This is a genomic window from Bradyrhizobium valentinum, assembly GCF_001440405.1.
GTDB classification, from domain to species: domain Bacteria; phylum Pseudomonadota; class Alphaproteobacteria; order Rhizobiales; family Xanthobacteraceae; genus Bradyrhizobium; species Bradyrhizobium valentinum.
Genome location: NZ_LLXX01000021.1, coordinates 29,827 through 41,685 on the forward strand (window position 1 = coordinate 29,827; position 11,859 = coordinate 41,685).

The window sequence follows — 11,859 nt, forward strand, 5'->3', positions numbered from 1 at the left end:
CATGACGACCTTGTATGGCTGCGGTCGCGTGACCTACGGCGAATGCGTCACACCAGCCCGCCCGCGTCGGTGACGCGGCGGAGGTGGTAGTCGGTGTCGCCAAAGGTGTTCTCGATCATGGTCAGCCGCTTGAAGTAGTGGCCGATCTTGGCTTCCTGCGTCATGCCGATGCCGCCGTGAAGCTGGATCGACTGCTGGCCGATGAACTTGCCGGATTTGCCGATCTGCACCTTGGCGGCGGCGACCGCGGTCGCACGCTCCTTGGCGCTGTCGAAATCGGCGGCCATGGTCGCGAACATCGACATGCTGCGGGCCTGTTCAAGCGCGACGAACATGTCGGCGGCGCGGTGCTGCAGCGTCTGGAAGCTGCCGATCGGCACGCCGAACTGCTTGCGGGTCTTGAGATATTCGACGGTCGCCTTCAGCGATTCATCCATCGCGCCGACGGCTTCCGCGCACATCGCGGTGCGGGCCTCATCAACCACGCGCTCGATCAGCGGCAGGCCGTTCTCGGGATCGCCGATCACGGCATCTGCGCCGACCTCGACGCCGGTGAACGTGATATCGGCGGCATGCAGGCCGTCCTGGGTCGGATAACCCTTGCGGGTGACGCCCTTGGCGTTCGCCGGCACGATGAACACGCCGATGCCGCTTCTGTCGCGCCGGCCGCCCTTGGTGCGCACCGTCACGATCAGAGTGTCAGCGTTCTCGCCGTTGAGCACGACGAATTTCTCGCCGTCGATGACCCATCCCGCGCCCTTCTTCTTGGCTGATGTTGCGACATCGCCGAGATCGTAGCGCGAGTTCTTCTCGAGCTGCGCAAACGCAAAGGTCTTGCTGCCGTCGATGATGCCGGGGATGTGCGCAGCCTTCTGCTCGGCCGAGCCGCCGTGACGCAGGAAGCCGCCGCCGATCACGACGGTGGCGAGATACGGCTCAAGCACCAGCGCCCTGCCGAGCGCTTCCATCACGATCATGGTCTCGACCGCGCCGGCGCCGAAGCCGCCATCGGCTTCCGCGAAGGGCAGGCCCAACAGGCCCTGCTCGGCGAGCTTGCCCCAGACGGCCTTGCTCCAGCCGCCCTTCTCCTTCTGGTACTTCTTGCGCGCATCGAAATCGTAGGAGTCGGTCAACAGACCGTCGATGCTTTCCTTGAGAAGGCGCTGCTCCTCGGACAAATCAAAATCCATGTTCTTTTGCTCTCTCAAATCATGCCGGAGGCATGGAAATCGAACGAACCCGTAGGATGGGTAGAGCGAAGCGAAACCCATCGCACTGTTCGGACTTGCTGTGATGGGTATCGCTTCGCTCCACCCATCCTACGAACTGACCCTCGCTCGTCATCCCCGCGAATGCGGGGATCCAGTAATCGCCGGCGTTATTCGTGAATCACGACCGCCGCGGCGTACTGGGTCCCCGCTTTCGCGGGGACGACGTGCGTTGTTGTGGCGCTATCTTGCCTACAGCCCCAGCACCGCCTTGGTGATGATGTTGCGCTGGATCTCGTTGGAGCCGCCGTAGATCGAGACCTTGCGGTTGTTGAAGTAGCTCGGCGCGATCTGGGCGGTCCAGTCCATGGTCTCGTTGGAGCCGTCGTCGCCGTGCACGTCGTAGGGCGCGGCGAACGGGCCGATCACTTCCATCAAAAGTTCGGTGGTGGTCTGCTGGATTTCCGAGCCCTTGATCTTCAGCACCGAGGACGCCGGGTTGGGCTTGCCCTTGCCGTGCTTGCCCTCGTCGGCGACGACGCGGAGCTGGGTGAGCTCGAGCGCCTTCAGTTCGATCTCGCAGGCGGCGAGCTTCTCGCGGAAACCCTGGTCCTCGATCACCGGCTTGCCGTTCTGTTCGACCTTGGAGGCGAGATCCTTGATGCGGCGCAGCCGCTCCTTGGAGACGCCGACGCGGGCGATGCCGGTGCGCTCGTTGCCGAGCAGGAATTTTGCGTAATCCCAGCCCTTGTTCTCCTCGCCGATCAGATTCTCGACCGGCACTTCGACGTCGTCGAAGAACACTTCGTTGACCTCATGGCCGCCGTCGATGGTCTCGATCGGGCGCACGGTGACGCCCTTCGACTTCATGCTGAAGACGATGAAGGAGATGCCCATCTGCTTCTTCGCAGTCGTGTCGGTGCGGCACAGGCAGAAGATCATGTCGGCGTGCTGGGCCAGCGTGGTCCAGGTCTTCTGGCCGTTGATGATGTACTTGTCGCCTTTGCGCTCGGCCTTGGTCTTGAGCGAGGCGAGGTCCGATCCCGAGCCGGGCTCCGAAAAGCCCTGGCACCACCAGTCGTCGACATTGGCGATGCGCGGCAGGTACTGCTGCTTCTGCTTCTCGTTGCCGAAGGTGTAGATGACCGGGCCGACCATGCTGACGCCGAAGGCGAGCGGCGCCGGCGCCGGATGCATCTGCAGCTCTTCGTTGAAGATGTAGTGCTGCACCGAGGTCCACCCCGTGCCGCCATATTCCTTCGGCCAGTGCGAGACGCCCCACCCCTTCTTGTTCAGGATGCGCCACCAGGCGATCATCTCATCCTTGGAGAGATGACGGCCCTCGACCATCTTGCGCCGCGTCTCCGGCGGCACGTTATCCCGGAAGAAGGCTCTCACCTCCTCACGAAACGCGATTTCTTCCTTGCTGAAAGCGAGATCCATCGGATCCTCCTGTGAGCGAACTTGATTCCTTAGTAGCGCGAACTCTCAATCTCGTCGTCCCTGCGAACGCAGGGACCCATAACCACCGACTTCCGTTGTTAACAAAGCCGTCTCCCAGACTGCCCCGAACAAAGGCCGCGGCGTATGGGTCCCGGCTCAAGGCCGGGACGACGGCGGAGTGCTAGGAACGACCTCCTGAGGCGGCTTGTTGTTTTGGTGATGCGGCTTGCGATTGCTGCATGCGCAGTTCGTGGCGCGACAATTTTCCGACCGGCGTGCGCGGCAGCTCGTCGACGAAATCCACGGCAGCCGGCAGTTCATGCTTGCCGATCTTGCCGGTGAGGAATGCGCGCAACTCATCGAGCGTGAACGGCTTTGCATCGGCGCGCAACTTGATGAAGGCTTTGGCGGCCTCGCCGCGGTAATCGTCCGGGATGCCGATCACGATCACTTCCTGCACCGAAGGATGCGTGTAGATCGCCTGCTCGATCATCTGCGGATAGACGTTGAAGCCGCCGGAGATGATCATGTCCTTCTTGCGGTCTACCAGGTAGAAGTAGCCGTCGGCATCCATGTAGCCGATGTCGCCGGTGAGGAAGCGGTCGCCGACAAAGGCTTCGGCGGTTTCCTTCGGCCGGTTCCAGTAGCCCTTGGTGACATTCGGACCGCGGATGCGGATTTCGCCGACTTCGCCCACCGGCATCAGCCTGGTCGGGTCTTCCAGCGACACCACGTCCATCTCGATGCCGGGCAGCATCAGGCCGATCGAGCCGGACTTGTCCGGGCCTTCCTTGGGGTGGCCGGTGCCGGGCGAGCAGGTCTCGGTCATGCCCCAGCCGCTCTTCAGCTTCATGCCGACCTTGCGCTCGAAGATTTTCGCGACCTCGACCGGCAGCGGCGCGCCGCCGGAGCCGCAGGACACCAGCGAGGACAGGTCGCGCTTGTCGAGATCAGGCAGCGCGGCGATCGCGATCCACATTGTCGGCACGCCCGGAAAGACGGTCGCGCGCTTGACTTCGATATCGCGCATCACGGCCTCGACGTCGAAACGCTGGTGCAGCGAAATCAGGTTGCCGCGCCGGATCGCGGAGAGCAGCACCACCGTCAGCGCATAGATATGAAACAGCGGCAGCACGCAGATCACGCGTTCGACGGCGTTGCGCTCGGCGCGCGCCGGCCTGCCCCAGACGTCGTAGACCGACACCGCCGAGGTCAGGTTGCCGTGGCTCAGCATCGCGCCCTTCGGCAGGCCGGTGGTGCCGCCCGTGTATTGCAATAGAGCGACATCATCAGCCGAGATTGCGGGCCACTGCGCCGGCCTGGTCGCGTCGTCCGTGAATTGACTGTAGGTGACGATATCAGGGCTATCCGGCAGCGCCGCTTGCTGTGTGCCGACCTTGCCCCAATGATCGTCCTCGCAAACGATCAGGCGATCCAGCAGGCCGCGAGCGAGAAATTTCAGCGCGGTCGGCAACAGCGCCGACAGATTGCTGGTGACCAGCACGCGCGCGCCGGAGTCCGAAAGCTTGTGCGACAGCGCGATCTCGCCGTCGAGCGGCGACAGGTGCACGATTCGGGCGCCGGCCTTCAGCGCCCCGAAGAAATTGACGGGATGATCCGGCGAATTGCCGAGGAACAGCGCGACCGATTTATTCTTGCCGTAGCCGGCGCGAAGGAAGGCGCTGGCTGCTTTCTCGACCATCGCCTCGAGTTCGCTGTAGCTGATCGGCCGGTCGCGGAATTCGATCGCAGGCCGCGACCCGAACTCGGCGGCGGCGTCCGACAACAGGTCCGGCAGCGTACCGCGCGCGATCGGTTCGTCCCAGCGGACGCCTTGCGGATAAAACTGTTCGCCGGGATGGGTCATGGGAGTTTTGTAGTGCGTGAGGGGGCCACCGCCGACAGGGCTCCCCTCCCCCTTGCGGGGAGGGGTTGGGGAAGGGGGTCCACACGGGCAGTCCCGGTGCGGCCACCCCCCTCCCTAACCCTCCCCCGCAAGGGGGGAGGGAACGGAGAGACTGTGCCGATACTCGCCACCATCAAGCCGCTTTCGACTGCTGGGCCAGTGACGCAAACGTCTTGCCCTCCGCGGCGAGGCGCTTGAGCAGCGGCGCCGGTTCGAGCGAGGGATCGTTGGTCTCCTTGGCGTAATACGAGAGGCGATCGGCGATGTGCTTGAGACCGACCTGGTCGGCATAGAACATCGGCCCGCCGCGGTAGATCGGCCAGCCATAGCCATAGAGCCAGATCACGTCGATGTCGCTCGGACGCGCCGCGATACCCTCTTCGAGAATTCGCGCCCCCTCGTTGATCATCGGGTACATCATGCGCTCAAGGATTTCGTCGTCGCTGACGACGCGCTTCTTCCGGCCAAGACGCTGCAGCGTCTCGTCGATCAGCTTCTCGACCTCAGGATCGGGCAGCGGCGCGCGCGAGCCGCCTTCATACTTGTAGTAGCCCTTGCCGGTCTTCTGGCCAAAGCGCCCGGCCTCGCACAGCGCGTCGGCGATTTCCGACTTGATGCCACGGTCTTTCCGGGAACGCCAGCCGATATCGAGGCCGGCGAGATCGCTCATCGCGAACGGACCCATCGGCATGCCGAACTTCGTCACCACGGCGTCGACCTGCTGCGGCAATGCGCCTTCGAACAACAGCTTTTCCGACTGCTTGCCGCGCTGCGCCAGCATGCGGTTGCCGACAAAGCCGTCGCAGACGCCGACCACGGCCGGCACCTTTGCGATTTTGCGCGCGATGGAAACGGCCGTCGTCAACGCATCCGGCGCGGTCTTGTCGGCGCGAACGATCTCGCACAGCTTCATCACGTTGGCCGGTGAGAAGAAGTGCATGCCGAGCACGTCCTGCGGACGCTTCGTCACCTTCGCGATCTCGTCGATGTTGAGATACGAGGTGTTGCTGGCGAGCACGGCGCCCGGCTTGGCGTGCTTGTCGAGCGCCTCGAACACCTCTTTCTTGACCGCCATGGTTTCAAACACGGCTTCGATCACAAGGTCAGCGTCCTTGACGTGCTCGAGACCGACCTTGCCGTCGATCAGGCCCATGCGCTTGGCCGGGGCATCCGCCGGAATGCCGCCGCGCGCAGCAGTCGCCTCGTAATTCTTCTGCATCACGCCCATGCCGCGCTTGAGCTGCTCTTCGCCGGTCTCGATCAGCGTCACCGGAATACCGGCATTGGCGAACGACATCGCGATACCGCCGCCCATGGTGCCGGCGCCGATGATGGCGACGCGATCGACCTTGCGCGGCTTGGTTCCCTCAGGCACGCCGGCGATCTTGGCCGCCTCGCGCTCCGAGAAGAAGGCATAACGCTGTGCCTTGGACTGGTCGCTGGCGACGAGCTTGAGGAAACCTTCGCGCTCTTTCTTCAGCCCTTCATCGAACGGCAACTCGATCGCGGCGCGCACGGCGTCCGCAGCCGCGAACGGCGCTTCCAGCCCGCGTGCTTTCTTGGTGAGCGCGGCGACCGCATTGGTGAAGATCGAGATGTCGGCCTTGGCGGCCGCGAGCTTGGAATCGTCATCGCGCAACTTGCGCAATGGGCGCTTCTCCGCCAGCACCTTGAGCGCGAATGCCTCGCCGCCCGTCGCCGGGCCCTCGACGATCTCCTCGATCAGGCCGTTCTTGAGTGCGTCCGCCGCGCTGATCGGATCGCCACTGACGATCATCTTGACCGCGAGCTCGGGGCCGACCGCGCGCGGCAGGCGCTGGGTGCCGCCGGCGCCCGGCAGAAGTCCGAGCTTCACTTCGGGCAGCCCAAGCTTGGCGTCCTTGGTCGCAACGCGATAGTGGCATGCCAGAGCAACTTCGAGGCCGCCGCCGAGCGCGGTGCCGTGAATGGCGGCAACGATCGGCTTCGGCGATTTCTCCATGAGCTCCAGCACTTCGGCGAGACCGGGGGGCTTCGGCGGCTTGCCGAACTCGGTGATATCGGCGCCGGCGATGAAGGTGCGGCCGTCGCAGGTCAGCACGATGGCCTTTACCTCGGCATCGGCGATCGCGCTCTTCATGCATTCGAAAATGCCGCCGCGAACGGCAGCGCTCAGCGCGTTGACCGGAGGGCTGTTGACCGTGACGATGGCGATGACGTCATGACGCTCGAGTTTTACCACTTCGCTCACGGGACTCTCCCTGGATCGTTTGTTCTTGGATGCCGCCCAACTTGCGTTGAGTAGCTACGGCCATTTCACCAATTTCGCACTGCGAAATTTAATTCCACACCTTGACAGCGAGGGTTATTTTGAAGCACGTCCCTTGTCAACGAGCTCATCAGCAGTAGCGGGTAATGAAGCGTCCAGGGAAGAAAGTGGCGACTGATCGCAGCTTCGTCGTCGCGCTTTCCCGCGGACTTGATGTGTTGCGCGCATTTCATCCCAACGACGGGCTTCTCGGCAATCAAGAACTCGCCGCCCGTACCAATTTGCCAAAGCCGACCATTTCCCGGCTGACCTACACCCTGACCAAACTCGGCTATCTTACACCCGTTCCGCGCTTCGAGAAGTATCAGCTCGCGCCATCTGCCATGGCGCTGGGGTATGCCGCGCTCGCCAATCTCGGCGTTCGGCATTTGTCCGAACCGTACCGTGAAGAACTGATGCGCGAGACCGGCGGGGCCGTTGCCGTCGGCGGACGCGATCGTCACAGCATGATCTATTTCGGGCAAAGCCGTGCCGGGCTGCTCGGCGTGCAGCTCGATGTCGGTTCGCGGGTGCCGATCGCGACCACTGCGATGGGTCGCGCCTATATCTGGGCGCTGCCCGACGATGAGCGTGCCGCTTTGCTGCGCGAACTGCGCGACCACTACGGCAATCGCTGGCCCAAAATGCGTGACGGCATCGAGCGCGCGGGCGAAATGCTCGCGCGTCACGGATTCACCATCTCTGCCGGCGAATGGCAGGACGATGTGCACGCCGTAGGTGTGCCGCTGAAGCTCAGCGACGGAACCGGACCGTATGCCTTCAATTGTGGCGCACCCGCTTTCCGTTTTACGGAAGATCGCTTGATCAACGATATTGGACCGCGCCTTGTGACGATGGTAAGGAACATCGAGGCAGCGTTGGGCGGCGCGGCCCCGCAATCCAAAAAAACAGAGAACAAGAAGTTGAAAGCAGGAGGAAAAGTTGCACGTGTGTCCGAGGGGATCAGATAGCGTTCATCGCGGCTGGCGAAAATCTTCGCGTGGTCATTGCCGCTCCGTCATCAGCGCGGGCGAGGCGAGATGACTCAGGCCCAGCTCGCGCAGGGAAGCTCCCCCCTGCTCGCGGTTCGCGACGTCAGCGTCGTGTTCGGCGGCATCATCGCGTTAAACGGCGTGTCCTTTGACATGCATAAGGGCGCAATCCTCGGCCTGATCGGACCGAACGGCGCCGGCAAGACGACGCTGTTCAACTGCCTTTCCCGGCTCTATCAGCCGAGCTCCGGCGATATCCTGATGGAAGGCGCGAGCATCCTGACGCGTCCGCCGCACCGGATCGCCGAGATCGGCATCGGCCGCACCTTCCAGAACGTCGCGCTGTTTCCAAATCTCTCCGTGCTCGACAACGTTCGCGTCGGCACCCATTGCCGTTCCAACAGCGACATCATCAGCGACTCCTTGCGACTGGGCTGGGTGCGCCGTGGCGAGGCCGAACTCAACAAGCACGTCCACGAGATCGTTACCTATCTCGGCCTCGATGACGTCGCCCACACCATCGTGTCCGGCCTGCCGTTCGGTACCCAAAAACGTGTCGAGCTGGCGCGCGCACTGGCCGCGGATCCCAAGATCCTGCTGCTCGACGAACCCGCCGGCGGTCTCAATCACGAAGAAGTCCACGTGCTTGGCGATCTGATCAAGCGCATTCGCGACGAGCGTCACGTGACGGTGCTGCTCGTCGAACATCACATGGGTCTGGTGATGTCGATCGCCGACCACGTCGTCGCACTTAACTTCGGCCGCAAGCTCGCCGAAGGAACACCGGCCCAGGTCCAGGCCGACCCGGATGTCATCAAAGCCTATCTGGGGAGCAAGGACCAATGACCGCGATGCTCAACGTCAAGGACCTCCGCGCCTATTATGGCCAGGTCCAGGCGCTTCACGGCTTAAGCTTCTCCCTCAACGAGGGCTCGCTGACCACTCTGCTCGGCGCCAACGGCGCCGGCAAGACCACCACCTTGCGGGCGATCTGCAACATGGTGCGTTCGACCGGCGCGATCGAGTTCGAGGGCAAGCCGCTCTCCGGCCAGTCGACCGAAAACGTCGTCCGTCTCGGCATTGCGCATGTGCCGCAGGGTCGCGGCACTTTCACCACCATGACGGTGGAAGAGAACCTGCAGCTCGGCGCCATCACCCGCAATGACAAGAAGGGCGTGGTCGCCGACATCGAGCGCATGTACGAGCACTTTCCGGTGCTCAAGGAACGGCACACCCAGCAGGCCGGCACACTGTCGGGCGGCGAGCAGCAGATGCTCGCGGTTGCGCGTGCGCTGATGCTGCGTCCGCGGCTGATGCTGCTGGACGAGCCGTCGTTCGGCCTGGCGCCGCTGATCGTGCGCGAGCTGTTCAACATCCTCGGCAAGATCAACCGCGAGGACAAGGTCACTATTCTGGTGGTGGAGCAAAACGCACAACTCGCCCTGGAGCTCGCGGACAAGGCCTACGTTATTGAAACCGGACGTATCGTGATGTCGGGAAGCGCTGCCGAGATCGCGAACAACGAAGACGTCCGTAAATCCTATCTCGGTTATTGAGGAGCGCAGCCGTGGAACTTTTTATCAACCAGGTCCTGGCTGGCATTGCCACAGGTGCGATCTATGCCTGCATGGCGCTCGCCGTTGTGATGATTTACCAGGCGATCGACCATCTCAATTTCGCTCAGGGCGAAATGGCGATGTTCTCGACATTCATCGCCTGGCAGCTGATGCAATGGGGGGTGCCGTATTGGTGGGCCTTCCTTCTCACGCTGGCGTTCTCGTTCGCAGGCGGCATCGCCATCGAGCGTATGTTGTTCAAGCCGCTCGCCAAGGCGCCGGTCCTGACCAATGTCGCCGGTTTCATCGCATTGTTTGCGATCGTCAACAGCGTCGCCGGACTGACCTGGGACTTCACGATCAAGCAGTTTCCGACGCCGTTCGGATCCTCGCCCTTTCTCGGCAGTCAGTTGATCTCGACCCATCAGGCCGGCATGATCGGCGTCACGGTGGGACTGTTGATCCTGCTCTATCTGTTCTTTCAGTTCACCCGGATTGGCCTTGCGATGCGCGCGGCCGCGTCGTTACCGGAATCGGCACGGCTGGTCGGCATCAACACGAGCTGGATGATCGCGCTTGGCTGGGGCATGGCGTCCGCGATCGGCGCGATCGCCGGCATCCTGATCGCACCTGTCGTGTTTCTGGAGCCCAACATGATGGGCGGCGTGCTGATCTACGGGTTTGCCGCGGCCGTCCTCGGCGGCCTGACCAGCCCGCTCGGAGCGGTGGTTGGAGGCTTTCTGGTCGGCGTGTTCGAGAATCTCGCCGGGACCTATATCCCCGGCGTCGGCAATGAACTGAAGTTGCCGATCGCGCTGGCGCTTATCATCACCGTATTGGTTCTCAAGCCGGCGGGCCTGTTTGGCCGGCCCATCGTGAAGCGAGTTTGATCATGAGCGCAGTTGAGGAAGTCACAAGCGAAGCACCGGCGGTCGAGGCTGTCCCAAAGAGAGCCATGACGCTGGGCTACGGCACCTCGCTGGTGGTGCTGGGGTTGCTGATCATCGCACCGATGTTCTTGAAGAATTTCTTCGTCTTCCAGATGACGATGTTGCTGATCTACGCGCTGGCGGTGCTGGCGCTGAACATCCTGACGGGTGGCAGCGGCCAGTTTTCGCTGGGCCAAAGCGCCTTCTACGCGGTCGGAGCCTACACCTCCGCCATTCTGATGGAGCATATGGGCGTGAACTACGCCCTGACACTGCCCATTGCCGGCATTATCTGCTTTGGCTTCGGGTTCTTGTTCGGTCAGCCGGCGCTGCGCTTGAGCGGCATCTATCTGGCGCTGGCGACCTTTGCGCTGGCGGTGGCAATGCCGCAACTGCTGAAGCTCGGCTTCTTCGAGCACTGGACCGGTGGCGTGCAGGGGCTGGTCGTGACCAAGCCCGATGCGCCGTTTGGCCTGCCGATATCCCAGGACAGGTGGCTGTATTATTTCACGCTCGTGATCGCGATCGGGATCTATATCGCCTCGGTCAACCTGCTGCGTTCCCGTTCGGGCCGCGCCTTCATGGCGATCCGCGACAACGAGATCGCGGCGTCTGCGATGGGCGTTGACGTCGCGCTGTACAAGACGCTGGCGTTCGGCGTCTCGGCCGGCATCACCGGCGTTGCCGGCGGTCTCGGCGCCATTGCGGTGCAGTTCGTGGCACCGGACGGTTACACCATCACGCTCGCAATCTCGCTGTTCCTCGGCATGGTCGTCGGTGGCGTCGGCTGGCTGCCGGGATCGATCGTCGGTTCCGCCTTCATCATCTTTGTGCCGAATATCGCGGAGCACATCTCGAAGGGCCTCTCCGGCGCGGTGTTCGGCGTGCTTCTGTTCCTCGTCATCTTCCTCGTGCCGCACGGCGCAAGGCAGGTCGCGATCGTTGCCCAGCAACTGATCGGCAAACTGAAGAAGTAGTCTCAGCCACCGACTTCGCGCCGATCGAGCAACTTCAGATGATGCGCTTCAAGGGTGAGAGACGGGATATGTTCGGTGAAGTCATCAGCGGCGAGTTCAGCCATTAACCAATATTCCGCCGGACGGTAGTTTCCCGGAGGATCAGACCAAATATCGCCTCCCGCGACGCTGTCGCGGGGGGCTTTTTGTTGCTGGACGCGACCGAAAGGTATTCAATATCCCCAAGAGCCGCCAAGCGCTCCAATCAAAAAGAAGATGACACATCCATCCGGATCCTAGGGAGATCAAAATGTCCGTTATCAACTTGCGACTGGGAGCTTTTGCGGCTGCCCTCGCATTGCTTGCCGCGACCAGCAGCGGCGCGCTTGCGCAGAAGAAATACGACACCGGCGCCTCCGACACTGAAATCAAGATCGGCAACATCATGCCCTACAGCGGACCGGCTTCCGCCTATGGCGTGATCGGCAAAACCGCAGAGGCCTATTTCAGGAAGGTCAACGCCGAAGGCGGCATCAACGGCCGCAAGATCAACTTCATCAGCTATGACGACGCCTACAGCCC

At 62.6% G+C, this 11,859-nt stretch carries 9 protein-coding genes and 1 pseudogene; 6 read left to right on the forward strand and 4 right to left on the reverse strand.

Going from position 1 to position 11,859, the window contains the following annotated elements:
- Nucleotides 1-47 precede the first annotated feature (47 nt).
- From pimD to CP49_RS02265, 4 genes are all read right to left on the reverse strand, one after another.
- Nucleotides 48-1,190, reverse strand: coding sequence for a pimeloyl-CoA dehydrogenase small subunit (pimD, locus tag CP49_RS02250; protein ID WP_057848671.1), 1,143 nt, complete (start codon nt 1,188-1,190; stop codon nt 48-50).
- Between the two features lie 270 nt (nt 1,191-1,460).
- Nucleotides 1,461-2,651, reverse strand: a complete 1,191-nt coding sequence (gene pimC / locus CP49_RS02255) for a pimeloyl-CoA dehydrogenase large subunit (protein ID WP_057848672.1) — start codon at nt 2,649-2,651, stop codon at nt 1,461-1,463.
- 181 nt (nt 2,652-2,832) lie between these two features.
- Nucleotides 2,833-4,518: a dicarboxylate--CoA ligase PimA gene (gene pimA / locus CP49_RS02260; RefSeq protein ID WP_057848673.1), complete on the reverse strand. Its 1,686-nt coding sequence runs from the start codon at nt 4,516-4,518 to the stop codon at nt 2,833-2,835.
- Nucleotides 4,519-4,690: 172 nt separating this feature from the next.
- Nucleotides 4,691-6,787 carry a 3-hydroxyacyl-CoA dehydrogenase NAD-binding domain-containing protein gene (locus tag CP49_RS02265; protein ID WP_057848674.1) on the reverse strand — a complete coding sequence of 699 codons (2,097 nt, stop codon included), beginning with the start codon at nt 6,785-6,787 and terminating at the stop codon, nt 4,691-4,693.
- A gap of 164 nt (nt 6,788-6,951) precedes the next feature.
- Between CP49_RS02265 and CP49_RS02270 the strand changes: the two genes are divergently transcribed.
- From CP49_RS02270 to CP49_RS46880, 6 genes and pseudogenes are all read left to right on the forward strand, one after another.
- On the forward strand, nt 6,952-7,815 hold the full coding sequence (locus CP49_RS02270; RefSeq protein ID WP_057848675.1) for an IclR family transcriptional regulator: 864 nt from the start codon (nt 6,952-6,954) through the stop codon (nt 7,813-7,815).
- Between the two features lie 69 nt (nt 7,816-7,884).
- Nucleotides 7,885-8,682: an ABC transporter ATP-binding protein gene (locus CP49_RS02275; protein ID WP_057848720.1), complete on the forward strand. Its 798-nt coding sequence runs from the start codon at nt 7,885-7,887 to the stop codon at nt 8,680-8,682.
- Nucleotides 8,679-9,392: an ABC transporter ATP-binding protein gene (locus tag CP49_RS02280; RefSeq protein ID WP_057848676.1), complete on the forward strand. Its 714-nt coding sequence runs from the start codon at nt 8,679-8,681 to the stop codon at nt 9,390-9,392. Before CP49_RS02275 ends, CP49_RS02280 begins: the two co-directional genes overlap by 4 nt.
- A gap of 11 nt (nt 9,393-9,403) precedes the next feature.
- Entirely contained in the window at nt 9,404-10,282 is an 879-nt protein-coding gene (locus CP49_RS02285; RefSeq protein ID WP_057848677.1) for a branched-chain amino acid ABC transporter permease, read from the forward strand.
- Nucleotides 10,283-10,284: 2 nt separating this feature from the next.
- The gene (locus CP49_RS02290; protein WP_057848678.1) at nt 10,285-11,298 is read left to right on the forward strand and encodes a branched-chain amino acid ABC transporter permease; all 1,014 of its coding nucleotides are present in this window, start codon (nt 10,285-10,287) and stop codon (nt 11,296-11,298) included.
- Between the two features lie 289 nt (nt 11,299-11,587).
- Nucleotides 11,588-11,859: pseudogene (locus tag CP49_RS46880) on the forward strand (ABC transporter substrate-binding protein); the annotation flags it as partial.